The sequence below is a fragment of the Solwaraspora sp. WMMA2056 genome (assembly GCF_030345095.1).
In the GTDB taxonomy this organism is placed as follows: Bacteria; Actinomycetota; Actinomycetes; order Mycobacteriales; family Micromonosporaceae; genus Micromonospora_E.
Genome location: NZ_CP128360.1, coordinates 6,466,595 through 6,489,037 on the forward strand (window position 1 = coordinate 6,466,595; position 22,443 = coordinate 6,489,037).

Below are 22,443 nucleotides of genomic sequence, written 5' to 3' on the forward strand. Positions count from 1 at the left end.
CCCGCGCACGGCCGGGAAACCCCATCGACGGTACGGGCACGCTCTGGGACACTGACGGGTATGGACCAGGCCAGGGCACACGCCACGGCACCCCGTCAGTTGTCCGCCGCCGAGCTGACCGCCGGCCTCGCCGAGGTGGCCCGCTCCCCCCGTGGCACCGGCACCCTGGACCTGGTGGTCCGCCGGCCGGCCGTCGACGAGCGGGAGGTGCTGACCGAGGGCATCCTCGACGTCACCGCCGGCCTGGTCGGCGACTGCTGGGCGGCGCGGGGCAGCTCAACAACGCAGGACGGGTCGGCCCACCCGGGCCGGCAACTCACCGTCATGAACTCCCGCTTCGTCCGGCTGATCGCCGGTGACGACCCGCAGGACTGGGCGCTGGCGGGCGATCAGCTCTTCGCCGACCTCGACCTGCACAGCGACGCGCTGCCGCCGGGCACCCGGCTGGCGGTGGGCGACGAGGCGGTCATCGAGGTGACGGCCGAGCCGCACAACGGGTGCGCGAAGTTCGCCCACCGCTACGGGCGGGACGCGCACAAGCTGGTCTGGAGCGAGGACGGTCGCCAGGCCCGGCTGCGTGGCCTGTACACGCGGGTCGTCGTCGCCGGGGTCATCCGGCCAGGCGACCCGATCCGGGTGCTCGGCCCGGCCGACGCCGACCAGCCCTGATCGCCCTGGCCAGGGGTCCAGGGTCGGCCTTCGCTTGACCCTGACGCGCGGGTCAAGGTCTACGGTCGCGTCATGCCCTCGACACCCTTGACGCACCGGGAGGTGCGGCTCACCGCCGTCCCGGACGGCCTGCCCCGACCCGAACACTTCACCGTCGCGCAGGTCCCGACACCACGCCCCGGACCAGGCGAAGTCCTCGTCCGCAACCGCGCCTTCCTGGTGTTCGCCGCGCTGCTGCGGACCATGATCGGCGCTGCGGCGGCGGGGCTGCCCGGGGTACGTCCCGGCGAGCCGCTGCCGGGACCGGCGATCGGCGAGGTCGTCACCGCCCCGGACGGCAGCGGGTTGCGCCCAGGCGACCTCGTCGGGCACGACCTCGGCTGGCGCGAGTACGCGACGGTGCCCCTCGACGGATGCCGGCCGTTGGGGAACTCCCTCCCGGACCCGGTCGCGCACCTGTCGCAGGGCTGGACGGCGTACGGCGCACTGACCCGAGCCGTCGACGTACGCCCTGGCGACACCGTCCTGGTCACCGGCGCGGCCGGTGCCGTCGGATCACTCGCGGGTCAGATCGCCCGGCTCCTGGGCGCGGGCCGGGTCATCGGCACCACCGGTTCGACGGAAAAGGCCGACCGGCTGACCGCCGACCTCGGGTACGACGCCGTGGTCGTACGCGGCGCGGGACCTGTCGCGAAGCAGCTCGCCGACGCCGCGCCGGACGGCATCGACGTGCTGCTCGACACCGTCGGCGGCGAACAACTCCAGGCAGCCGTGGCCGCAGCCCGTCCGCACGCCCGGTTCGTCCTCATCGGGGCGCTCTCCGCGCAGCTGGCCGCCGAGGGTCTGGGCATCAGCGCCCCGGTGGAGCTCGACCTGGTGCCGATCGTGCTCAAGCGCATCCACCTGCACGGCTTCAACGCCGCCGACCATCTGGACGCACTCGACGAATGGACCGAGCGGTTCGGCGGCTGGCTGCGGGCCGGCCACATCCAGTTCCCGCATGCACGGCTGCCCGGAATCGACCGGGCACCGGAGGCGTTCCAGCACGTCGCCGAAGGTCGGCACGTCGGCGCCGTCATCGTGGAGCTGGTGCCGTCATAGTGGAGCTACAGCGACGGGAGCAGGGATGCGGATCGGTGACGCGGCGGCAGCGGCGGGGACGACACCACGAGCGCTGCGCTTCTACGAGCAACGGGGGCTGCTGCCACCGCCGACCCGCACCCGCACCGGGCAGCGGACGTACGGCCCCGCCGACGTCGCCCGGGTCCGGATCATCCGGGAGCTGCTGTCACTCGGCCTCACCGTCGAGGACATCGCCACCCTCAGCGACCGGCTGCACCTGCTCGACGGCGACACGTTGCCGCAGCACACCCTGCCGGCGCACGTCCGGATTCCGGAGGCGGCCGAGACCTTCGGCCGACGGCTGGAGGTCATCGACCGGCAGATCGCCCGGCTGATGCAACTCCGCCAGCTGTTGGCCGTCTGTCATGCGCAGCTCACCGACATCCCGGCAGGCGAGGTTCAAAACGGCGACGCTCAGCCGACTTCGAGGTGAGGCGCAGGCACGCTACGACGTGCTGCCGGGCGCGACCAGCCCGCTCTGGTAGGCCAGCGCGACCGCCTGGGCCCGGTCGCGCAGCCCCAGCTTGATCAGCACCCGGCCCAGGTGGGTCTTGACGGTGGCCTCGCCCACCAGCAGCCGACGGGCGATCTCCGCATTCGACAGGCCGTGGGCGACCAGGACGAGCACGTGGCGTTCCCGCCCGGTCAGCGCGGACAGCCGGCCGGGCACGCCGATCGACGGCTCCGGTCGGGCGGCGAAGTCGTCCGAGGTGATCTCGCGGGTGGCGGCGACGCCGTCCATGCCGGGCATCCATCAGTACGACGTCCGGCTGCCGCGCGGCGGCCATGGTGACCGCCGACGCGCCGTCGGCGCACTCGCCGACGATCTCGATGTCCGGTTCACCGGCGAGCAGCATCGCGATCCCGGAGCGGACCAGCTGCTGATCGTCGACCAGGATCGGCAGCCAGCTCAACGCGGGGACCACCATGTACGCAGGCCAGTACGTCCTCTCCCCCGACGGCCGGTTCGGCCTGCTGATGCAGACCGACGGCAACCTCGTCGTCTACGACAGCTCCGCCGCTGGCGCGGTGCCGCTGTGGGCGTCGAACTGGTCGGCCTGGCGCCCCAACTCATCAGGAGCTGCCAGGCCGATGCCCGGTGCCAGGTGGTGTCGGCGTACCGCAAGCTCTCCCGCTGGGCCTGCGCAGCCGGCCGCGCCGCAGAGCTTGAGCCTGCAGGTTGGGGGAGCCTCGTCGCAACAGCCCCCGGCCCCCGGCGGACCGGTAGTGCGGTAGAGCAATATTCCTGTGTGGAATAATTATTCCACACAGGAATACCGTGCAGGTCGACGTTCCAGCAGACACCCGTCACCGAAAGTAACTTCAAGGCGGCAACCAACGCTCGCCTCCCGTTCAGTGGGCCGCTCGCCCTAACGGCCGAGCAGCGCAAGGATCTGAGCCAACTGCGGCCCAGCGGTCAGGCTGCGGCGAGGGCCGACCGGACCAGCGAGTCGTACGTCTCGTCGGTGCGGGACGCCGCGACGCCGAGTGCGGCGACGAACGCGGCCAGCTCGGCCTGCACCGCCTCGCCGGGCACGCCGTCACCGACGATGCGTTCCAGCTCAAGGAAGGTGCCGAGGCCGGCGACGTCGTCGACGCACAGCACGCCGTCGGGCAATTCGGCGGTACGGCGTACTTTCGCGATCCGCACGGTCGGGCGGAAGCCCATCGCCAGGATCGCGGCGTGCATCTGGTCGCGGTCGGTCACCGCCGTCTCGTACTCGTCACAAGCCAGCGCGTTGTCGGCGGGACGCTTGAGGGTGAAGGTGTGTCGGCCGCCGACGGTCCGCAACCGTACGAAGGGGACGCCGAGCTTGCTGTCACCGTACGACCAGCTTTGCGGCGCGTACGCCTGATCGTCCTGCACGATCGGCGGACCCGGCTCGATGCCGCGCGCGGTGAGCGCGACGAGCAACGCTTCCCGGTCCTGGACGCGGTACTTGACCTCGACCTCGCGCACCGCGCCTCCACCTGCCCGTCGCCACACTGACTGCGCAGCGTCGCACAAGCGTCACCGAGCCGGCAACGCGGCACGCCAGCGGCTACCCGCGTCGACGCAGGAGAAAAAGCGGTACAAGCCTCCGACAGCAGGTATAGTCTAGTCAGACTAGACGGAGGTACGGCTGAGATGCACTGGCAGGTCCAAGAGGCGAAGCAGAGGTTCAGCGAGGTGCTTCGCGCAGCCGAGCGGGGTGAGCCGCAGATCGTGACGAAGCACGGCGAGGAGGTGGCCGTGGTCATCGACATCTCGGAGTACCGCCGTCTCCGCGGCGAACAGACCAGCTTCATGGAGTACCTTCGCAGCAATCCTGACATGGACGACGACTTCGAGATCGAACGCCAGCAGGATCTCCCCCGCGACATCGACCTGGCTGGCTGACCGTTGGCATTTCTGCTGGACACCAACGTGGTGTCGGAACTGCGTAAGTCAAACCCGAACCAGAACGTCATCGCGTGGAACAAGACACATTCGGCCGCCGAGGCCTACCTGAGTGTGCTCGTGGTAGGTGAGATCCGGCAGGGAATCGAGCGGCTCCGCCCGCGTGACCCGCAGCGCGCCGAGTCACTTCAGCGCTGGCTGACCGGTCTGATCGCGAGCTTCCGAGATCGGGTGCTGCCCGTGACGACCGAGATAGCGATCGAGTGGGGCCGGATGAACGTCCCGCCTGCGCCACCACCGGTCGTCGACGGACTGATCGCGGCGACCGCGAAGGTCCACCGCCTCACCCTGGTCACCCGCAACATCGCCGACATCTCTCGGACCGGGGTCAGCACCATCAACCCCTTCGATCCCCACTGACAGGCGAGACCCCTCACACGCAGACGTGTGGCCAGCGACGGCCGCTTGGGTGCCTGCCTCACCTCGATGCAGTCGCGCCTGCACCTCGATCGCTCGGCCGCAACCGGCCGCGTCAAGGCCGGCACCGCCGATTCACGGGACAAGTAAGAACAAAGCACTCATAGGTAAGTACGTGCTGGCGAACGATGGCGTACGACTTGTACAAGGCGTACGATCCGTACGTGACCGAACCGATCAGACCCGAGCAGGAGCTGAGCATCTCGGCCGCCCGAAATGAGTTCGCCGACATCGTGTCCCGTGCCCACTACAGCGGCCGGATCACCTACGTCACTCGACGGGGTCAACGGCTCGCCGCGATCGTTCCTGCCGACCTGGCCGAGGCGATCGAGCGTGCCGAGGACGCCGCCGACGTCGCGGCCGCCCGCGAGGCGCTGGCCCGCATCGACGCGGGCGAGAAGCCTGTCTCGTTGGCAGAGCTTCGCGCCGAGCTCGGGTTGTGACCGGACCGACTCGGCGGCCGCCGTACGAAATCCAGCTCGATACGAAAGCTGCCAAGCTGCTGCGCAAGCTGGACCGACCCGTCCAGTCCCGACTTGTCGCGGCCATCGCCGCCCTCAGCATCGATCCACGACCACACGGGGTCAATGCCCTGACAGGACACCCTGGGCTCCTGCGAATCCGCGTCGGCGACTACCGGGTGGTCTACCAGATCGACGATGGCAAGCTCATCGTTCTCGTGGTGCACCTCGGCCATCACAGCGACGTCTACGACCTGTTTTAGCCCGACGGCATCGGCGGCGACCGGCACCCGCCAGCACCGAGTACTTCGACGGCCGGTGCCCGAATCCGCCCCGCTTCTTATCCGCCACCATCGACGTGAGGCTGAGACACCCTAAAACGTTAGGTGTCTCAGCCTCACGTCGATGAAGCGCTGCGCTGCCCGACACAGCCGGCAGTAAGCCGGTCAGGGCAGCAACCAGCGACCACCCCTGGTTCAGCCGACGCGGAGGGCGGCGGCCATGGGTGGTTGGTCGACCGGGTCACCGGAGCGGCGCATCGCCCACAACGGCGGCCCACCCGCCGGCAGGTGCGCCACGCGGACGACGCGGTAACCCTGGCGTTCGTAGAACGCCCGCTGCCGCTGGCTGCTCGCCTCCACCACCGCCGGCATCCCGATCCGGTCCAGCCGGGCGTGGTGCGCGGCGAGCAGCGTCGACCCGATCCCTTGGCGTCTCAGCCAGGGGGCGGCCGCCAGGAACGCCAGATGATGATGCCGGCCGGTCGGCTCCAGCCGGCCGGTCGGCTCCAGCCGGCCGGCAGTGAACGTATAGTGCGCGTACGGTCCGTGCCGGTCACCACACGACCGCAACCTGCGCCGCTGATGCTCCGCGCCCAGCAGCCGGTCCACCGGATGCGGATACCAGATCGCCACCCCGTCGCAGTGCCCCACCACGTCGACGATCCCGTGCCGCACACCGAACTCCAACTCGGCGGTGAAGAACCGGTGCATCGTCAGATACCGCAACGCGTGATCATTGATCAGCCACGCCACCACCGGATCCACCACACTGGCCTGCGCCAACAGCTCCCCCAACGGCTCCACGTCGGCGGCCGTCGCGGCCCGTACGGTCAGCATGGCCGCCACGTCCACACCAGGAACCGGTCGAACAGCTCGGCCGCCGTGACGTCGGGCAGGTCGAACGCCGCCTCGGTCATCCGCTCCACCGCGTACGTCGCCAACGCGACCGGCCCGAACACCCCCGACAACTCGACCCGCGCCACCAGACACGGCCACGACTCGCCGCAGCCGGCACACGACCACGACGGCCGCACCGCCACATGACCACCGCCGCCACCGCTGTCGGCCGCCGGGTCCGCACCGGAAACATCGCGGTACGCAGCACCCGCGATCCGGCCGACCCCAGGTTGCCCGTCATGACGGACGACCAGCACCCCACCACCGGCAGCGGCCAGTTCCCGCAACCGCTCCCTCACCGCGACCACCGACCACGGTTCACCCGAGCCGCATCCACCGCAGCCCGACCCACAGCACCGGCCCGAACAGCCCCCGCCGCACCGGGCACGCCGGCCGGACCGGTCGGACTGAACCGCACCGAATGCCGAGGCGCACACTCCGGACACCGCAACGTCGCCCCGCAGCTCGGACACCACCGCCGCTTCAACTGAAACGTGAAGAAGCCAAGCATGAATCCGGCAGCTATGCCCACCATGGTGAACGCCAGCAGTCTTCCCACAGTCGTCTCCCGCAAGTTCGAACGGACACGAATCACGTGCCCACCGAGCGAACCCGCCCGATCTCGTTGTCGGCTACGGATCGCGCCGACGGCAGCAATCGGCTGACAGTCCAGGCACATCAGCCGTCGATCCATCGGTGCGCCATGATGAGGACATGCGGCTGCTGATCCTGGGCGGGACCTGGTTCCTTGGACGCCACCTGGCTGAGCGGGCACTCGCCGCCGGCTGGGCGGTCACCACCTTCAACCGGGGCACCTCAGCGGCCGACACCCCAGGGGTATCCGCTGTCCACGGCGACCGGGAGAACCCCGAAGACCTCCACCGGCTGGCCGACCACGGCCCGTGGGACGCCGTGATCGACACCATCGGCTACGTCCCGAACCAGGTCCTGGCCGCCGCGTCGGCACTGGCCCCCGTCGTCGGGCACTACGTCTACCTGTCCACTGTCAACGTCTACACCGGCTGGCCCGACGTGCCACTCGACGAAGACTCCCTTGTCTTCGACTGCCCGCCGGACGCCGGAGCCGGCTTCGGTGCCGACCTCGGCTACGCCAGCCAGTACGGCGCGCTCAAAGCCGGCTGCGAACAGGCCGTGACAGCCGCACTCGGCACCGACAAAACGACGATCCTGCGCCCCGGCGTGATCCTCGGCCGCTACGAGTACGTCGGCCGGCTCACCTGGTGGCTCGCCCGCGCCGCCCGCGGCGGACAACTACTCGCGCCCGCCCCGGCGACACTACCGATTCAGCCGATCGACGTACGCGACGTCGCCGACTTCGCCCTCCGCTGTGCCCGCCACGGCACGTCGGGCACGTTCAACATCACCGCCCCGCCAGGCCACGCCACCTTCGCGGACCTGGTCACCGGCTGCATCACGGCAACCGGATCGGACGCGGAGCCGATCTGGGCGGACCCCGCCTGGCTGACCGCGCACGGTGTCGAGCAGTGGACCGGCCTGCCACTGTGGCGTACCCACGTCGGGGTGTGGGCCGTCGACAGCTCACGGGCACACGCCGCCGGACTGCGCTGCGCACCGCTGGCCGCGACCATCGACGACACCTGGGCGTGGCTGACTGACGGCGGCAGCTGGATAGTCGGCGAGGGCGAAGCTGCCCGCGCCGCCGACCACGGCCTGCCGCAGGAACGCGAACGCGAACTGCTGACCGAGTGGCAGCGCAGCTCAAACGCCAGGTAGCGCCGGAAGCTCCGGCCGTACGGCCACGAACGCTGCGGCCCGATCGACGGTGGACCGGGTGATCGAGCTGCCACGCCACCGGCGGTCGTTGAGCGAGCCTCGGAGACTGTCGATCCGGCCGATCAGTCCGACGCGACGCCACTGCGGCGGCATCGCCCACACCGGCGACAGCGTTGGCTCCACCGCATCGAGTTGCCCGCCCAGCAGCAGACAGGCCGCCAGGTCGACACGGGCTTCCGCCACGACCGTCGGCCACTGCGCCTGGGTCGCCGACGCCAGGTCAAGGGCTCGGCGCGCCGCGTCGGTGGCCTGCGTGACCTGGCCGACCTGCAGCAGCGCGGTCCCATCGCAGCGGGCCTGCTGCTCGGCCGTGAACCCGAACTCGCCGCCAACGACGTCATGCAGCTCATCACGACCGGTCTGGCTGCGGGCGTCCGCAGCGGTGGCGATCGCCGTCAGCACCGCGCCGGCATCTCCCCGGTACGCCAGGGCACGAGCAAGGACGCTGTACGCACGGACCCGCGCGACACCTGCCGGAGCGAGATCGGCGGCGGCCTGTGCGTAGTGAACGGCGTCGTCGACCTGACCGGTCCAGTAGGCGATCGTCGCCTGCATCCCTCTGGCGTAGGCGCACGCACCGGCGTGGCCGACGATCTCGCCGTAGGCGTAGGCCGCTCGGGCGTACTGCATCGCTGGTGACCACAGGCCGAGGTCGACGCTTTCGCTGGCCAGCAGCGCCGCTGCCTGGGCGACGATCAGATACAGCTCGGTCTGCTGCGCTGGCCTGCGGGTGTGCTCCAGCAGGCGCACGGCGAGATCACGAATCCGAAGCGTCTCGCCGACGATTTGCTGCAGCTCCAGCTCCGGGAAGCGCCGCGCCAGCCGGCTGACGTCGTCGCGCAACTGCTCGATAGCCACATCTGACACTGCCAATGCACCTGCGTTCAAGGCATGTTCACGGGTCTCGTGCGCGGCCTGCACGATCGATCGGACTGCTGCGCCTTGGCCAAACTCCGGCGAGACCTCCGGGATCGTCTCGGGCGGGAACCGGCTGGCCATTTGATCAACTTTATGCTGCCGGTGCTGCGACTCGACACGGTCAAACGCCGCCAGCAAGTCACCACCGGCACCCAGCAGCTTGTCCGCCCGCTGCCAGAAATCTCGTGGCGCTCGCTGACGACCGGTCTCCACATTCGCCACGCTGCTGCGGTGGTAGTGGATCAACCTCGACAACTGATGCTGCGTGTGGCCCGCCGCCTGCCGCAGCACCGCCAACCGACGACCCAACCCGCGACGCACCTGTAGAAGATCATTGACCGGCGACTCTTGATCAACCCGACCCTCGGACATACACAAATGATCTCGCATCCGCCGCCCAACGTGGAGGTGCCGGTTGTCAACATTTTGTCGGCGGGCTCCGAAGATCGTTTACGTTGCGCAGCTGCAGCTACGGTGACCTCATGGCCTCGACCGACCCGACGATCCGCCCATCCGGCCGCCCGGACGAAACCGTCAGCTGACAGGTCAAGCAGATGAGCATGGCCGAACTCGGCAATCGCCTGCAACGGATACTCGACGAGATCACCCGCGAGAAAAGCCGTATTGCTGCCATTGTTGCCATTCTTTCGGAGGAGCAGTCCAAGGCAAGAATTCTCCTAGTCGGAAGCGACCAGCTCTCGACAGGCGGGGTCGTCAGCATGGTCCACCTATCGTCGGAAAGGTTGCAAGAAGCAGCCCAACTGCTACACAGCGCTGCGACAACGCTTATCGATTACGCCGGCAGCATCGGAATAAGGCTCAGCATGTCCCCGACGAGCCAGCCAAGCACCGCGCCGCCACCGTCACCGTCACCGTCACCGTCACGCCAGGATACCGCTCCTGCCACCTCTACCAAACCCGACGAACATTCGAAGAGCATCCCAAAGTGGATCACAGAAACAAGCCACCGGCTACCGGACCGAAAGCCAAAAGACCCAACATCCGGAATAGCATTCATCGACGGCAAACAGATTCCGATGAGATCCGGCCGAGATCCAAACGCCGCCGCAGACCTAAAGCCCAGCTACCGGATGATAGCCACCACTACAGATCACCTCGAAGCGAAACTTGCCGCGTGGATGCGTCGAGAGCAAACCAAGGAGGCCAGCCTGATCACGAACAACGCGCCCTGCGACTATGAGCCGTACGGATGCGACGCCATTCTGCCCCGACTGCTACCGGCCGGCTCCAGGTTGACGGTCTTCGTACGCGATGATGACGGGCAGGTCAGGTTCTGGCGCACCTACACTGGCAACGGAAGGGCGATCGCATGAAGGTGAACTGGGCCTACGACAAGGGCAGCCGCAGGGAACACCACAGCGCTGCCGCAACAGACGCCGCAGTACTGGACTCGCTGCTGCGCGAGATCCAACAGCGCGCCGAGCCCGTTGTCGTGACCATCTATGACGAGAGACCCACTGACCCGGACGAGCTGCCGCCCGGTCTGCAACTCGGACTCGGCCACCCCACGCACGCCTTCGTCGGCTACGTCGCCGACGACGGGTACCACCTCACCGCCCCAGACGTTCAGCCGCCGGCTGCCGACATCAGCTTCGACCTAGGCGGCGTCCCGACCGAGTACCCCGCCGAGCACCTCCGCCTTCGACCCGAGACCGCCATCGCGGCAGCAGTCACATACCTACGCTCCGGCGGCGAACCGCCCACCCTGCCAACTCGATGACCTGATGAAGGTCGCCTGCGAAGGAGGCAGCACCGATGTCCGATCCTCAGCATTGCCAGGTCGTCACGGCTACCGACTCCCGTACGGTGGCGGAGACACTGGCCGATTCTGCGGTCGCAGCGCGGTTAGCTGCCTCCGCGCAGGTCGCCGGCCCGATCAGGAGCACCTACTGGTGGCAGGGCGAGGTGGTGGCCGCCGAGGAGTGGCGGGTGACGTTCAGAACCACGGTCACCCGGTACGCGGAGTTGGAGGAGCACATCCGGGCACGCCACAACTACGACGTGCCCGGCATCGTGTGCGTGCCGATTGTCGCCGGATACGCACCGTACTTGGAGTGGATGGCCGCCGAGACTCAGGAGCGTTGAACGTTCACGCCACGTGGGTCAGTAACCGGTCGTCCAGCTCGGCGAGCGCCGGGACATCAGACTTGTTCCGGGTCCGGTGATCCAAGCCGTCCCAGTTCAGCCGACACGCAGGGCAGCGGCCATGGGTGGTTGGTCGACCGGGTCGCCGCAGCGGCGCATCGCCCACAACGGGGGCCCGCCGGCTGGCAGGTGGGCGACGCGTACGACGCGGTAGCCGTGGCGTTCGTAGAACGTCCGCTGCCGCACGCTGCTCGCCTCCACCACCGCCGGCATGCTGATCCGATCCAGCCGAGCATGATGCGCCGCAAGTAGCGCCCTGCCGATGCCCTGGCGTCTCAGCCAGGGTGCCGCCGCCAGGAACGCCAGGTGGTGGTGTCGGCCGGTCGGCTCCAGCCGGCCGGCGGTGAACGTGTAGTGCGCGTACGGGCCATGCCGGTCACCACAGGACCGCAACCTGCGCCGCTGATGCTCCGCACCCAGCAGCCGGTCCGCCGGATGCGGATACCAGATCGCCACCCCGTCGCAGTGCCCCACCACGTCCACGATCCCGTGCCGGACACCGAACTCCAACTCAGCGGTGAAGAACCGGTGCATCGTCAGATAGCGCAACGCGTGGTCGCTGATCAGCCACGCCACCACCGGGTCCACCACACACGACTGCGCCAACAACTCCCCCAACGGCTCCACGTCGGCGACCGTCGCCGCCCGTACGGTCAGCATGGCCGCCTCGTCCACACCAGAAACCGGTCGAACAGCTCGGCCGCCGTGACGTCGGGCAGGTCGAACGCCGCCTCGGTCATCCGCTCCACCGCGTACGTCGCCAACGCGACCGGCCCGAACACCCCCGACAACTCGACCCGCGCCACCAGACACGGCCACAATTCGCCGCAGCCGGCACACGACCACAACGGCCGCACCGCCACATGACCACCACCGCCGCCGCTGTCGGCCGCCGGCTCCACACCGGTCACATCGCGGTACGCAGAGCCGCCGACCCGGCCGACCCCAGGATGCCCGTCATGACGGACGACCAGCACCCCACCACCAGCAGCGGCCAGCTCCCGCAACCGCGCCCTCACCGCGACCACCGCCCCCGGTTCACCCGAGCCGCGTCCACCGCAGCCCGCCCGACAGCACCAGTCCGACCAGCACCCGCCGAACCATGCACGCCGGACGGTCCGGTCGGGCTGAACCGCATCGAATGCCGAGGCGCACACTCCGGACACCGCAACGTCGCCCCACACACCGGACACCACCGCTGCTTCAACCGGAACGTGAAGAAGCCGAGCATGAATCCGGCGGCCAAGCCCACCATGGTGAACGCCAGCAGTCTTTCCACAGTCGTCTCCCGCAAGATCGAACGGACACGAATCACGTGCCCACCGAGCGAACTCGCCCGATCTCGTTGTCGGCTACGGCGTCACGCTGACGGCAGCAATCGGCTGACAGTCCAGGCACATCAGCCGTCGATCCGTCGCTGCGCCATGATGAGGACATGCGGCTGCTGATCCTGGGCGGGACCTGGTTCCTCGGACGCCACCTGGCCGAGCGGGCACTCGCCGCCGGCTGGGCGGTCACCACCTTCAACCGGGGCTCGTCAGCAGCCGACGCGCCTGGGGTCTCTGCTGTCCACGGCGACCGGGAGAACCCCGACGACCTCCACCGGCTGGCCGACCACGGCCCGTGGGACGCCGTGATCGACACCATCGGCTACGTCCCGAACCAGGTCCTGGCCGCCGCGTCGGCGCTGGCCCCCGTCGTCGGGCACTACGTCTACCTGTCCACTGTCAACGTCTACACCGGTTGGCCGGACCAGCCGCTCGACGAGGACTCCCCTGTCTTCGACTGCCCACCGGACGCCGGAGCTGACTTCGGGGCAGACCTCGGCTACGCCGGCCAGTACGGCGCGCTCAAAGCCGGCTGCGAACAGGCGGTGACAGCGACTGTCGGCACCGATAAAACGACGATCCTGCGCCCCGGTGTGATCCTCGGCCGCTACGAGTACGTAGGCCGGCTCACCTGGTGGCTGGCTCGCGCCGCCCGAGGCGGTCAGCTACTCGTGCCCGCCCCGGCGGCACGACCGATTCAGCCGATCGACGTACGCGACGTGGCTGACTTCGCCCTGCGCTGCGCCCGCCACGGCACCTCAGGCACCTTCAACATCACCGCCCCGCCAGGGCACGCCACATTCGCGGACCTGGTCACCGGCTGTATCGCGGCGACCGGATCGGACGCCGAGCCGGTCTGGGCCGACCCCGACTGGCTGACCGCACACGGCGTCGAGCAGTGGACCGGCCTGCCGCTGTGGCGTACCCACGGCGGTGTGTGGGCCGTCGACAGCTCACGGGCACAGGCCGCCGGGCTACGCTGCGTACCTCTGACGGCGACCATCGACGACACCTGGGCGTGGCTGACCGAGGGCGGCAGTTGGATAGTTGGCGAAGGCGAAGCGGCCCGCGCCGCCGACCACGGACTGCCGCAAGACCGCGAGCGCGAACTGCTGACCGAGTGGCAGCGCAGCTCAAACGCCATCGCATGAAAGTGAACTGGGCATACGACAAGGGCGGCCTCCGGGAGCGCCACAGCACCACATCAATAGACGCCGCTGACTTGGGCTCCCTGCTGCGCGAGATCCACGACCGGGCCGAGCCCGTTGTCGTGACCATCTACCCCGAGCCACCCACTGACCCCGACGAGCTGCCACCCGGCCTGCAGATCGGACTCGGCCACCCCATCCACGCGTTCGTCGCCCATATCTCGGACAACGGCTACCACCTCGCCGCCTCGGACGTCAGACCCCCGGCGGGTGGCATCAGTTTCGACTTCGGCGGCGTCCCCACGGAGTATCCCGCCGAACACCTCCGCCTCCGACCGGAGGCAGCCATCGCAGCAGCGGTCACATATCTCCAGACCGGAGGCGCGCCGCCGACCCTGCCAACTTGACGGTCACGACCAGACGATCCCCGAGGGAGAGCCATCGATGTCCAGTCAGCAGCATTGCCACGTCGTCACGGCTACCGATTCCCGTACGGTGGCCGAAGCGCTGGCCGATTCTGCCGTCGCGGCGCGGCTGGCTGCTTCCGCTCAGATCGCCGGCCCGATCAGGAGCACCTACAGGTGGCAGGGCGAGGTGGTGGCCGCCGAGGAGTGGCGGGTGACGTTCAGGACCACGATCACCCGGTACGCGGACTTGGAGGAGCACATCCGGGCGCGTCACAACTACGAGGTGCCCGGCATCGTGTGTGTGCCGATCGTCGCCGGATTCGCACCGTACCTGCAGTGGATTGTCGCCGAGACGCAGGAGCGCTGAACGTTCACGCCACGTGGGTCAGGAGCCGGTCGTCAAGCTCGGCGAGCGCCGGGACATCGGACTTGTCCCGGATCAGCTGACGCAAGCCGTGCACCCGCTGGCTAATCAGGCGGGTCTTCCTTGCTCCTGTGTGGTCAAGAGCCTCGTGGCCGAGCGCCGCACCTTGGTCGTAACGTCCGCGCTGGATAGCCGCAGCGGACACGTCCGCGAGGACGATGACCTTCTTGAAGTCTGTCGCCTCCAGCGAGGCGATGACCGAGTCCGTGACCGCATCAAGATCGGCATGGTCCAGCCGGGCATGCGTGGTGATCGACATGCTGCCCAGACGTGTCGGCGTCAGGAAGGCGGTCCACGAACGTTCATTGTGAGGACGGGCGTAATCGTAGGCCGTCATCGCCCGGTCGAGCGCCCGCAGCGCGGGCATCTCGTCCGTCAGAGTGGCGTTGATCTCGGCTTCGCGTGCTGCCAGCCATGCCCGCGTGGTGGCACTTTCTGGGCTGCGCGCATAGCGCTGGGCCGCGACGAGCAGTTCGCGGGCGTTTCCAGTGTCGCCGTCTGCTTCGGCGGCGTAGCTGCGGTAGGCCAGGACACAGGCGAGCAGCGGTCCGTCTCCGGCCTGGTGCGCCGCATCTGACGCGGCACCGAGGAGACGGTCCGCTTCGGCGAAGTCCCTCAGATCCCAGGCGAGCCAGCCGGCCAGGGCCAGCGCCTCGCCGGCCGCCATCAGCAACCGGCGCTGGAATCGCACAGGCGGCCCGGTGAGCAGGTGATTCAGACGCATGATGTGCGCTTGCAGGTGCCTGGTCAGATCTCCGCTCGGCAGGTGCTCCTCGCGGCGGAACATCTCGCAGGTGTACCACTCAAGGTGTTCGACGGTGGGCTCGTCCAGTTGATCTGGATGCTGCATGAAGTACGCGAGACAGCCCCAGGGCTCGTCCGGCCGGCTCTCGGCGAACGACGAGGGCTCCGGTATCCGCTGGAGAGGCACATCGGATGGTTCGCCTACCGTGCCAACGCCGGAGGTCCCACTCGAATGATCTTGCAACCGCCGCAGCTTGGCGAGCCGGTCATCCTTCACCTGCTCGGCGGCCGCAGCTCGCTGTCCGCGCGTGAGTGCTTTGAACTCGTCGTAGCTGCGGAGCAGCACGCCATGCGCGTTCAGCTCCGCGTCACACCGTTCCCAGAAGGTACGGCTGCAGATCGAATAGCCAGTTTCGGCGTTGGCGATCGTGCTGCGACCGTAGTGGATCAAAGGGGCGAGTTGTTCTTGGATGAGCCCGGCGGCCTCCCGGTAGGCGGCGAGCTGCCGTCCCAGCGCTCTCCGCGCTTCGGCGATCACCTGCGATTTGATCATGCCGACCTCATGATCCTTACCGGCGTTACCGATTGCCATATCCGCTGCCACTTCCCCGTACGAACTATCTCCGGCAGTGATCGATGCTGCCATCGATATACCAACGCTGTCCACAGCTGACGCTGCCCGCGCCAGATCACGCATGTCGCAATATTGTCGCAGCCAAGCAAGATCGCGGCGGGTGCACGGAGCAGTTGCACTCACGGTTGGACTCAGGATGGATCCGTGGGAAGATTCAGAGGCTCCCCCGACCAGCAGCCGCGAGACTCAACCGGAGGATGATCGATGAGCACGGTTGAACCGATCTGGCGCAAATCATCCCGCAGCAGCAGCAACGGTGGCGAGTGCGTGGAGGTGGCCGCCAACGTCCCCGGTCGCGTGCTCGTCCGCGACAGCAAGGACCGCGACAGCGGCACCCTGGCCTTCGCGACGGCTGCCTGGCAGTCGTTCATCGCCGAGGTCAGCACCAAGCACTGACTTGGCATCCATGCGGATAGCGATCACCGGACATCGAGGGCTCAGCGACGAGGTCAGCGGCTTTGTCGCGCGAGCCCTCGGTGTGCAACTCGCGCAGTTGACCGACGACCTCGTTGGCGTCACCTGCCTCGCTGACGGGGCAGATCAACTCTTCGCTGAAGCGGTGCTCCGGTGCGGCGGTCGGCTTGAAGTTGTCGTCCCTGCACAGGAGTACCGCGACGGCCTGCCCGAGCACGCCCACGCCGCGTACGACAAGTTGATCAGTCAGGCCGCGAAGGTCCACCGATGCGACTACCGGGTCTCCGACTCGGATGCCCACATGGCGGCAAGCGAGTTGATGGTCGACCAATCGGATCGGCTCTTCGCCGTCTGGGACGGTATGCCCGCCCGAAGCTACGGCGGCACCGCCTAGGCCGTCGCCTACGCCAAGTCTCGCGGCGTCCCTGTGAACATCATCTGGCCGCCCGGTGCCCACCGTGACTGACCAACCCACCGGTAGCAGTCCTCAGGCCACGCAGGCAGCAGCAGATGCCGGCGCAGCCTCGGCACTCCAGCGGGTAGCGGTGGTCACCGGAGCCAACCGAGGGCTCGGCCGAGCAATCGCCCAACAGCTCGCCCAGGCCGGCCTCCACGTCGTCGTCACCGCCAGAAGCGAGGAAGCCGCAGAACGGACAGCCGCCGAGCTGACCGGACTCGGCCTGCCGGTCTCGGGCCACCAGCTCGACATCACCGACCCCGCCAGCGTCGCCCGCGCCATGGTCGACATCGGCTACCAGTACGGCCGACTCGACGTCCTGGTCAACAACGCCGCCATCGCCATCGACCGAGGCCAGGCAGCCAGCGCAGTCGACATGGAAAAGGTCACCGCGACCCTCGACGCGAACCTCATCGGCACCTGGCGCTGCTGCACCGCCGCCATCCCGGAGATGAAGCGAAACGGGTACGGCCGGATCGTCAATGTCACCAGCCACATGGGCACGTCCGCCGAGATGGGGACCGGCAGCGTCTCCTACCGAGTCTCCAAGGCGGGCGTCAACGCACTCACCCAGATCCTCGCGGCTGAGCTACACGACCACAACATCCTCGTCAACGCCGCCTCGCCAGGGAAGGGCAACACCCGCCTCCCCTACGGCAAAGCCAACCACACCCCCGACGAAGCAGCCGAAACACTCACCTGGCTGGCCACACTGCCCGGCCACGGACACACCGGCCGACTCTTCACAACCGCAACCCACTCACCTGGTGAACAGGGTCAACGCCCCAACCTTTTCTCAGGAACACGATAGAACCCCACAAATCGGAATCCGCACAATCCCGGAACAAACTAGGAGTCGATCGAGGGCAGGCCCATACCACGACCATCCCACACCAAGTCACGCAGTGAGGCGGTGTTGCGCAATCAAGCTTAAGTACTTCTGGTAATTTTCATCAACTAGTTCCTTGCTTCGCACGAGCGTGCCCTCTTCCATCCGATAGGTGCGGTCCGCCGATCCCTGGAACGAAAGCCAGTTGAAACTTGTTGTAATCCATACGTCATCATAAATAAGCACCTTGGCATGCGTCCTGCGCAACCTAGTGAAGGTGAACCGATCGGGATATCGTCCCGCGAGGTTCGACAGCTTGCGCACGGCGTCCTCGTGACATTCTGGATCCCCTGGGTCGATCCCGTACGCAATATGCACTGAAACATTTCGTCGTAGTCGCTGCTCGAGCTTCCCAAGAAAAGAGGTGTTGACGACATTCCTCTTGATCCAAGGCGACACGATAAGAACACGGCGTGATGCTTGAGTCAGCGCCTCATCCAAAAGGCCGGGATGCTCAAAGACTCCGATCCCACGGACCTCCGGCATGTCCACCGGAAGAGCCACTTCGTCGCGCTGGCCATCGGATAGAGACTCCGCCTGCTGCCGCGTCACTTCTTCCAGCGGGACACGTAAGCTCTCCAACTCATCCGAGAGCAACGGTCTTGGCTCAGCAGGCTCGGCCTTGATCCCAATCCTCGATGCGCCGCCTAAACTCAGCAAAGCCATCTCATGCTCTTGGCTGAGTTCGTCGTCCACAACGACAGCTAGCTGCACTTCCTCTCGCGACGCGTCCGCAAAGACCATCAACTTTGCCGACATAAAGCGCTTTGCGGGTCGCTGCCGAACCCCCTTGACAACCAGCACCTCGCGCTCCGCTAGCCCATCAGTCTGGAGAATCGAATTAATCTCCGCCGCGGTTATATCCGTCGTCGCCACTTTATGTGGCCGCAACTCCGGAAGGATGACGACATCATCTCGCTGGGCCTCACTTCGGGATATTGTCTGACCATCGTCATACGGCCGAATTCGCCAGAGTAGCCGGTCGAAAATCAACGGAAGCTCTACGTTCACAGGGCTCACCGACGCAAGTTCCCGGGCCGTAACCCGACCGCGACCAGTGAGCGCCAGCGTCTTTCGATTTAGGTGGTGACGGTAGGCGATGTTGTCAGACGACAATTGGCCGGCGATGGCGTCAGTGACAATAGCTTCCGGAAGGCCTAGGAGACCGGTGAGGTCTTCGACAGTTACAACGTCTGCAGCAAGAAATCGGAGGATAAATTCGTCTAGTGGCGGTAGCTTTTTCCTATCCTGGGCGAGCACATCCGCGCTGACTAGAGTGACAGGAATGGCCGCATCGACAATAGCGACCAGGTCCCAACCGGGACGACTTCCCTGGAACCGCAACGCCAACTGGTTGTCTGGACTGCTAGTTGCCTGCATCACGGATACCACACTCCTCTGGGTGCTCGCTGATATAATATAGGACATCACGCAGCGCACCCGGCTTACCTCGGCAAAATTCGGCGTCCCCGATGACGATCAGACCAAAACGGGCACGAGAGAGCGCAACGTTTATTCGCCGCCAGTAGTGCTCGCCGATGAATCCGAATTCCCCGCGTTCGTTGCTGCGCGTGACGGAGAAGATTGCAATATCGCACTCCCTCCCTTGCACCGCATCGACAGACAGAACTTCGACGATCAGATGCGTCGGACGCATGCCCGCGACTCGCCTTCGAAGGTCCTCCACCTGGCGCCCGTATGGCGCAATCACGAGAATATTGAGCCTATCTCCGCCCGGTTCGACCATGTGCAGATCGACCGCCCGATTCATCACCTCAAGCGCTGCGATCACCTGACTCGCCTCAGCCGGATTGGCGACGCTCGTATTTCCAAAGCTACGTATTGACTCGCGCCGCGCCTCACCTAGCGAACGCGTGTTAATCCAGAGCACCGGCTTGTTGAGCCGATCGTAGCCCTTCAGCAGGTGGCGGTTCGGCGAAACGAGCTCGCCCTGATAAAAGCAAGTTGAGACAAGGTTCCCAATTGCAGGCGTCATGCGGTACTGCTCGGTGAGCATGTGCCGGATTGGCGCTGCAGTCCGATCTGATAGGTACTGAAATAGCGTTGTCTTGATCAGCTCCTCGGTGAGTCCGAACTCGTCTATCAATCGAGGCTCCCGCAACAGGTCTTCGTCCATCGGCGGCAGTTGGTTGGTGTCTCCCACCAGGATCCACTGCCGAGCTCGAGCAAGTGGTACCAGAGCCTCGGTCGCAGTAGCTTTCGATGCCTCGTCGAAGATGCACAGATCAAAATCCAACTCACGCGCAGCAGGATGGCTGAGGAATCCAAGCGCCGTACCACCAACAACATTTGTGGTACGCAAATACGCGGTTACTAGCTTCATGTCGGTATCGATGCGTTGTAGCCACTCTCCCTGCAATCTGAGAAGGTTCATCAGATTATGTGCTGTGGGTGCATCACCAAGCAGCGCGCCGATAGCAGAGCGCGCCACGGAGGCATTAGGTCGGGCTGGAAGCGTAAGTGCTCCATCAAGGAGAACTTGGATATCCACCATCAGCTCGTCGGACTTCTCCTGCAGCCGCTCCAACCGCTCCCGAGCGTTAATCAGATCGCCAGCAGCGTTTCTCGTTGCACTAGTCTTATCACCGGTTATCGAAGACTCCAGACGAGCAACGACTTCCCGCACGTGACTCGCATCTGATTGAATCGCTGCCAACTCTTCCAACAGCAAGGCGGCTTCGAGATGACGGGAATTAAGCCCTTGAGCGGATGCGATCTGCTTTAAGTATGCGGCAGCCTTTGCCCGTATACCACGTGACCACTTTTTGATCCGACCGTCGATTAACAGATGTCGAACATCCCCGGAAACTCTAGGATCGTCCGGACGTCCAAGCCGTACGAGGCCCTCAACGCCAGCCGATTCCAAGCGCTCCAGCGCATTGTCGACTGCGATATGGGTTTGGCTGACTATTAGGATCCGGGCGTTCGGCTGTCGCCTAATCGTCTGCCGCACGATTTCAACGATGACCGTCGTTTTGCCGGTACCAGGCGGTCCTTGGATAAGCAAGAGATCCTGTGTCCCCAAAGCGTGCCGGACCACCTGCTGCTTGCTCTGATCAAGGTTACCGCGCGACCACTCCGTGACCTCGACTGGCGTTCCTGCCTGTAGAGAGATCGGATCCTGGATGATCTGCCCCAGTCGTGGGTTCGCTGTCTGGCCGGTACGGACGTTGACGAGTGCCTCCTGCTGCCGCTGCAGGGCGACCTTGCTCGGTCCTAGGTACGGCACCAGGACGCCGTTTCGGGGAACCCTATTTGTCTGCTTCCGGAACTGGATGCGTATGCCGTCATCTGTTTGCTCAATCACCTCGCCACGATCGACGGAATAGCCCTGAGGTGAGTGGGCCACCTCCCATTCCTCCCCCATCAGGGAAATCTCATGAGGTTCGGTCAGATGAAAAATGATTTTTCGGCCACGCTGAGTAATTCCCCTATAGACAATTGGCTTCCGGGCACCACGGGCAAGGACTTCGCGCGCTTCCAGCAGCCTGCGCCATTTTTCATACAGGTCACCAATCTTGTCCCCGTTCTCTGCCGAACTCTCGGCTGCAGCACGTTTATTTGACTGATCCTCGTCCAAGCGATCAAGCACAAAATCGATGCCTGCACTGGCCGCCGCCTCGCCCGGATCATCGAAACGGAGAGTCAGAAGTCGGCTGAAATCGACAGCTTTCTCTCGCCATCGCCGTAGCCACTCCTCGTCTCTGACACTAGCACTCACGATCCGCGCCCGGTCGTCATACTCGTGGTCCTGCACAACGCGCAGCATCATGGACTTGCCGGCAAGAACGATCACATCGCGGTCGACTTGCCGACTTCTTGCGTCGTATCCATAATCGATGTGCAATACATCACCCAAATCGTTGAGGACATCAGCCTCAGCCCGCCTTTGGTCAACCTTCTCCTTTTCAACGCGCAGGATCGCACCAGCGGCGGCACGGGTCATCCCAAGCCAAAGAACGTTATTCTTACGAGAGGTCCGTTGCCGGAAAATTTGGTAAGCATCCGTCAGCTTCTGGTTCAGCACTGCAGCATTTTTGAAGCGATCACTTCGATCGAGGGCGACACAATTCCACAGGACATCACGAATCTCGTTTGGCACGACTACGAGACTATTTAGCGCCGGCTCAAGGTCTGCGTAACTTGCGACCTCACGCGACGCAAGCACCTTGACCGCAAGTACCCCGAATGCAAATATGTCGCGCACATAAGGAACCGAATCATCCATTTCGGGAGGTGCGTACAAGCCAGACCGGAAGCCGGAAACAGTCCGGTCCGGATCCGTCATTTTTGAACGAATCTTTGCAATTCCAAAGTCCGCAAGCTTTACCTCACCTTCGGGATCAAGCAGCACATTTCCTGGCTTGACATCCCGATGCTCAATTTCCTTTGCGTGTGCAAAACTCAACGCATTTGCGAGCGGAAGGCCAATCTTGTCAAAGTACTCTTGCCACTCGTAAACGCGTCCTGCGTCAAGTTCGTCCTTCAGACTACGGTCGATCCACTCCAGGGCCATAAAGTACTTGCCGAGCTCTGCGCTCCATCCGGAGTCTAGCAAGCGGACGATGTTTTTGTGCTGCAGCTTTCCGAGTGTCTCCGTCTCCCGCTGCAAGAAAATCTCGATGACGCCGTCACCCGTAGGCGAGTTAAGCATCTTGACCGCGACGAACCCGCCACTTGCACTGTCGAACGCCTTCCGCACCTCTGACAAGCCACCCCGTTTTGGCGACTCGTCGGTCAGTACAAATCTACCATTAACCAGCGTTGGGGGCATTTGGCACTCCTCGGTTT

26 protein-coding genes and 1 pseudogene are annotated in these 22,443 nt (G+C 65.7%); 17 read left to right on the forward strand and 10 right to left on the reverse strand.

The features are described from left to right. Positions 1–60: 60 nt before the first annotated feature. The 3 genes from O7608_RS29400 (at position 61) to O7608_RS29410 (ending at position 2,224) form a co-directional block, all read left to right on the forward strand. A complete protein-coding gene (locus O7608_RS29400) occupies positions 61–669 on the forward strand; it encodes an MOSC domain-containing protein (protein WP_289207640.1) in 609 nt (202 codons plus the stop codon). A gap of 72 nt (positions 670–741) precedes the next feature. Further along, positions 742–1,770 (forward strand): MDR family NADP-dependent oxidoreductase, encoded by a 1,029-nt coding sequence (locus O7608_RS29405; RefSeq protein WP_289207641.1) that lies wholly within the window; start codon positions 742–744, stop codon positions 1,768–1,770. A gap of 25 nt (positions 1,771–1,795) precedes the next feature. Continuing rightward, on the forward strand, positions 1,796–2,224 hold the full coding sequence (locus tag O7608_RS29410) for a MerR family transcriptional regulator (protein ID WP_289207642.1): 429 nt from the start codon (positions 1,796–1,798) through the stop codon (positions 2,222–2,224). Positions 2,225–2,236: 12 nt separating this feature from the next. Here the strand turns inward: O7608_RS29410 and O7608_RS29415 are convergent. Together O7608_RS29415 and O7608_RS29420 are read right to left on the reverse strand one after the other, a co-directional pair. Next, a pseudogene (locus tag O7608_RS29415) lies at positions 2,237–2,648 on the reverse strand (response regulator transcription factor). A 560-nt stretch (positions 2,649–3,208) separates the two neighbouring features. Beyond that, on the reverse strand, positions 3,209–3,751 hold the full coding sequence (locus tag O7608_RS29420) for a class IV adenylate cyclase (protein ID WP_289207643.1): 543 nt from the start codon (positions 3,749–3,751) through the stop codon (positions 3,209–3,211). Between the two features lie 168 nt (positions 3,752–3,919). Here O7608_RS29420 and O7608_RS29425 point away from each other — a divergent pair, with 168 nt between their 5' ends. From O7608_RS29425 to O7608_RS29440, 4 genes are all read left to right on the forward strand, one after another. Beyond that, positions 3,920–4,171, forward strand: a complete 252-nt coding sequence (locus O7608_RS29425; protein WP_278118340.1) for a type II toxin-antitoxin system Phd/YefM family antitoxin — start codon at positions 3,920–3,922, stop codon at positions 4,169–4,171. A 3-nt stretch (positions 4,172–4,174) separates the two neighbouring features. Continuing rightward, positions 4,175–4,591, forward strand: coding sequence for a type II toxin-antitoxin system VapC family toxin (locus O7608_RS29430; RefSeq protein WP_289207644.1), 417 nt, complete (start codon positions 4,175–4,177; stop codon positions 4,589–4,591). Between the two features lie 221 nt (positions 4,592–4,812). Continuing rightward, positions 4,813–5,091, forward strand: a complete 279-nt coding sequence (locus O7608_RS29435) for a type II toxin-antitoxin system prevent-host-death family antitoxin (RefSeq protein ID WP_289207645.1) — start codon at positions 4,813–4,815, stop codon at positions 5,089–5,091. After that, positions 5,088–5,372 (forward strand): type II toxin-antitoxin system RelE family toxin, encoded by a 285-nt coding sequence (locus O7608_RS29440; protein ID WP_289207646.1) that lies wholly within the window; start codon positions 5,088–5,090, stop codon positions 5,370–5,372. Before O7608_RS29435 ends, O7608_RS29440 begins: the two co-directional genes overlap by 4 nt. Before the next feature lie 213 nt (positions 5,373–5,585). On the opposite strand, the gene O7608_RS29445 is transcribed toward O7608_RS29440, so the two are convergent. Continuing rightward, the gene (locus O7608_RS29445) at positions 5,586–6,227 is read right to left on the reverse strand and encodes a GNAT family N-acetyltransferase (protein WP_289211092.1); all 642 of its coding nucleotides are present in this window, start codon (positions 6,225–6,227) and stop codon (positions 5,586–5,588) included. Then, complete coding sequence (locus O7608_RS29450; RefSeq protein WP_289207647.1) at positions 6,221–6,586, reverse strand: hypothetical protein; 366 nt, start codon at positions 6,584–6,586, stop codon at positions 6,221–6,223. The genes O7608_RS29445 and O7608_RS29450 overlap by 7 nt, the downstream gene beginning before the upstream one ends. 415 nt (positions 6,587–7,001) lie before the next feature. Between O7608_RS29450 and O7608_RS29455 the strand changes: the two genes are divergently transcribed. Further along, positions 7,002–8,042, forward strand: coding sequence for an NAD-dependent epimerase/dehydratase family protein (locus tag O7608_RS29455; RefSeq protein ID WP_289207648.1), 1,041 nt, complete (start codon positions 7,002–7,004; stop codon positions 8,040–8,042). On the opposite strand, the gene O7608_RS29460 is transcribed toward O7608_RS29455, so the two are convergent. After that, positions 8,028–9,392 carry a helix-turn-helix domain-containing protein gene (locus O7608_RS29460; protein WP_289207649.1) on the reverse strand — a complete coding sequence of 455 codons (1,365 nt, stop codon included), beginning with the start codon at positions 9,390–9,392 and terminating at the stop codon, positions 8,028–8,030. The genes O7608_RS29455 and O7608_RS29460 overlap by 15 nt on opposite strands. Before the next feature lie 182 nt (positions 9,393–9,574). Between O7608_RS29460 and O7608_RS29465 the strand changes: the two genes are divergently transcribed. Genes O7608_RS29465 through cutA (O7608_RS29475) form a run of 3 tightly spaced genes read left to right on the forward strand, consistent with a single transcriptional unit; the run spans position 9,575 to position 11,126 of the window. Then, positions 9,575–10,354 (forward strand): DddA-like double-stranded DNA deaminase toxin, encoded by a 780-nt coding sequence (locus O7608_RS29465; protein WP_289207650.1) that lies wholly within the window; start codon positions 9,575–9,577, stop codon positions 10,352–10,354. After that, positions 10,351–10,761 carry an Imm1 family immunity protein gene (locus O7608_RS29470; RefSeq protein WP_289207651.1) on the forward strand — a complete coding sequence of 137 codons (411 nt, stop codon included), beginning with the start codon at positions 10,351–10,353 and terminating at the stop codon, positions 10,759–10,761. The genes O7608_RS29465 and O7608_RS29470 overlap by 4 nt, the downstream gene beginning before the upstream one ends. 35 nt (positions 10,762–10,796) lie before the next feature. Beyond that, entirely contained in the window at positions 10,797–11,126 is a 330-nt protein-coding gene (gene cutA, locus O7608_RS29475) for a divalent-cation tolerance protein CutA (RefSeq protein ID WP_289207652.1), read from the forward strand. Between the two features lie 96 nt (positions 11,127–11,222). Here cutA (O7608_RS29475) and O7608_RS29480 read toward each other — a convergent pair whose 3' ends face one another. Together O7608_RS29480 and O7608_RS29485 are read right to left on the reverse strand one after the other, a co-directional pair. Then, positions 11,223–11,861: a GNAT family N-acetyltransferase gene (locus O7608_RS29480; RefSeq protein ID WP_289207653.1), complete on the reverse strand. Its 639-nt coding sequence runs from the start codon at positions 11,859–11,861 to the stop codon at positions 11,223–11,225. Next, positions 11,840–12,205 (reverse strand): hypothetical protein, encoded by a 366-nt coding sequence (locus tag O7608_RS29485; protein WP_289207654.1) that lies wholly within the window; start codon positions 12,203–12,205, stop codon positions 11,840–11,842. The genes O7608_RS29480 and O7608_RS29485 overlap by 22 nt, the downstream gene beginning before the upstream one ends. Before the next feature lie 416 nt (positions 12,206–12,621). Here O7608_RS29485 and O7608_RS29490 point away from each other — a divergent pair, with 416 nt between their 5' ends. Genes O7608_RS29490 through cutA (O7608_RS29500) form a run of 3 tightly spaced genes read left to right on the forward strand, consistent with a single transcriptional unit; the run spans position 12,622 to position 14,436 of the window. Continuing rightward, entirely contained in the window at positions 12,622–13,665 is a 1,044-nt protein-coding gene (locus O7608_RS29490) for an NAD-dependent epimerase/dehydratase family protein (protein WP_289207655.1), read from the forward strand. Continuing rightward, entirely contained in the window at positions 13,662–14,069 is a 408-nt protein-coding gene (locus O7608_RS29495; protein WP_289207656.1) for an Imm1 family immunity protein, read from the forward strand. The genes O7608_RS29490 and O7608_RS29495 overlap by 4 nt, the downstream gene beginning before the upstream one ends. A 37-nt stretch (positions 14,070–14,106) precedes the next feature. After that, on the forward strand, positions 14,107–14,436 hold the full coding sequence (gene cutA / locus O7608_RS29500; protein WP_289207657.1) for a divalent-cation tolerance protein CutA: 330 nt from the start codon (positions 14,107–14,109) through the stop codon (positions 14,434–14,436). 4 nt (positions 14,437–14,440) lie between these two features. Here cutA (O7608_RS29500) and O7608_RS29505 read toward each other — a convergent pair whose 3' ends face one another. Continuing rightward, a complete protein-coding gene (locus tag O7608_RS29505; protein WP_289207658.1) occupies positions 14,441–15,934 on the reverse strand; it encodes a helix-turn-helix domain-containing protein in 1,494 nt (497 codons plus the stop codon). Between the two features lie 141 nt (positions 15,935–16,075). Between O7608_RS29505 and O7608_RS29510 the strand changes: the two genes are divergently transcribed. From O7608_RS29510 to O7608_RS29520, 3 genes are all read left to right on the forward strand, one after another. Then, entirely contained in the window at positions 16,076–16,267 is a 192-nt protein-coding gene (locus O7608_RS29510; protein ID WP_289207659.1) for a DUF397 domain-containing protein, read from the forward strand. A 10-nt stretch (positions 16,268–16,277) separates the two neighbouring features. Further along, on the forward strand, positions 16,278–16,679 hold the full coding sequence (locus tag O7608_RS29515) for a hypothetical protein (RefSeq protein WP_289207660.1): 402 nt from the start codon (positions 16,278–16,280) through the stop codon (positions 16,677–16,679). A gap of 64 nt (positions 16,680–16,743) precedes the next feature. Beyond that, a complete protein-coding gene (locus O7608_RS29520; RefSeq protein WP_289207661.1) occupies positions 16,744–17,553 on the forward strand; it encodes an SDR family NAD(P)-dependent oxidoreductase in 810 nt (269 codons plus the stop codon). Positions 17,554–17,640: 87 nt separating this feature from the next. Here the strand turns inward: O7608_RS29520 and O7608_RS29525 are convergent, their stop codons facing one another. After that, positions 17,641–19,014 carry a phospholipase D-like domain-containing protein gene (locus tag O7608_RS29525; RefSeq protein WP_289207662.1) on the reverse strand — a complete coding sequence of 458 codons (1,374 nt, stop codon included), beginning with the start codon at positions 19,012–19,014 and terminating at the stop codon, positions 17,641–17,643. Beyond that, positions 18,998–22,426: a serine/threonine-protein kinase gene (locus O7608_RS29530; protein WP_289207663.1), complete on the reverse strand. Its 3,429-nt coding sequence runs from the start codon at positions 22,424–22,426 to the stop codon at positions 18,998–19,000. Before O7608_RS29530 ends, O7608_RS29525 begins: the two co-directional genes overlap by 17 nt. Positions 22,427–22,443: the final 17 nt, after the last annotated feature.

Excerpts from the sequence above, each read along its gene's own strand:
- O7608_RS29445 (WP_289211092.1), bottom strand. The coding sequence starts at position 6,227 with ATGCTGACCGTACGGGCCGCGACGGCCGCCGACGTGGAGCCGTTGGGG.
- O7608_RS29530 (WP_289207663.1), bottom strand. The coding sequence starts at position 22,426 with ATGCCCCCAACGCTGGTTAATGGTAGATTTGTACTGACCGACGAGTCG.
- cutA (WP_289207652.1), top strand. The coding sequence starts at position 10,797 with ATGTCCGATCCTCAGCATTGCCAGGTCGTCACGGCTACCGACTCCCGT.
- cutA (WP_289207657.1), top strand. The coding sequence starts at position 14,107 with ATGTCCAGTCAGCAGCATTGCCACGTCGTCACGGCTACCGATTCCCGT.
- O7608_RS29405 (WP_289207641.1), top strand. The coding sequence starts at position 742 with ATGCCCTCGACACCCTTGACGCACCGGGAGGTGCGGCTCACCGCCGTC.
- O7608_RS29425 (WP_278118340.1), top strand. The coding sequence starts at position 3,920 with ATGCACTGGCAGGTCCAAGAGGCGAAGCAGAGGTTCAGCGAGGTGCTT.
- O7608_RS29460 (WP_289207649.1), bottom strand. The coding sequence starts at position 9,392 with ATGTCCGAGGGTCGGGTTGATCAAGAGTCGCCGGTCAATGATCTTCTA.
- O7608_RS29410 (WP_289207642.1), top strand. The coding sequence starts at position 1,796 with ATGCGGATCGGTGACGCGGCGGCAGCGGCGGGGACGACACCACGAGCG.
- O7608_RS29510 (WP_289207659.1), top strand. The coding sequence starts at position 16,076 with ATGAGCACGGTTGAACCGATCTGGCGCAAATCATCCCGCAGCAGCAGC.
- O7608_RS29465 (WP_289207650.1), top strand. The coding sequence starts at position 9,575 with ATGAGCATGGCCGAACTCGGCAATCGCCTGCAACGGATACTCGACGAG.
- O7608_RS29400 (WP_289207640.1), top strand. The coding sequence starts at position 61 with ATGGACCAGGCCAGGGCACACGCCACGGCACCCCGTCAGTTGTCCGCC.
- O7608_RS29490 (WP_289207655.1), top strand. The coding sequence starts at position 12,622 with ATGCGGCTGCTGATCCTGGGCGGGACCTGGTTCCTCGGACGCCACCTG.
- O7608_RS29515 (WP_289207660.1), top strand. The coding sequence starts at position 16,278 with ATGCGGATAGCGATCACCGGACATCGAGGGCTCAGCGACGAGGTCAGC.
- O7608_RS29470 (WP_289207651.1), top strand. The coding sequence starts at position 10,351 with ATGAAGGTGAACTGGGCCTACGACAAGGGCAGCCGCAGGGAACACCAC.
- O7608_RS29495 (WP_289207656.1), top strand. The coding sequence starts at position 13,662 with ATGAAAGTGAACTGGGCATACGACAAGGGCGGCCTCCGGGAGCGCCAC.
- O7608_RS29455 (WP_289207648.1), top strand. The coding sequence starts at position 7,002 with ATGCGGCTGCTGATCCTGGGCGGGACCTGGTTCCTTGGACGCCACCTG.
- O7608_RS29505 (WP_289207658.1), bottom strand. The coding sequence starts at position 15,934 with ATGCGTGATCTGGCGCGGGCAGCGTCAGCTGTGGACAGCGTTGGTATA.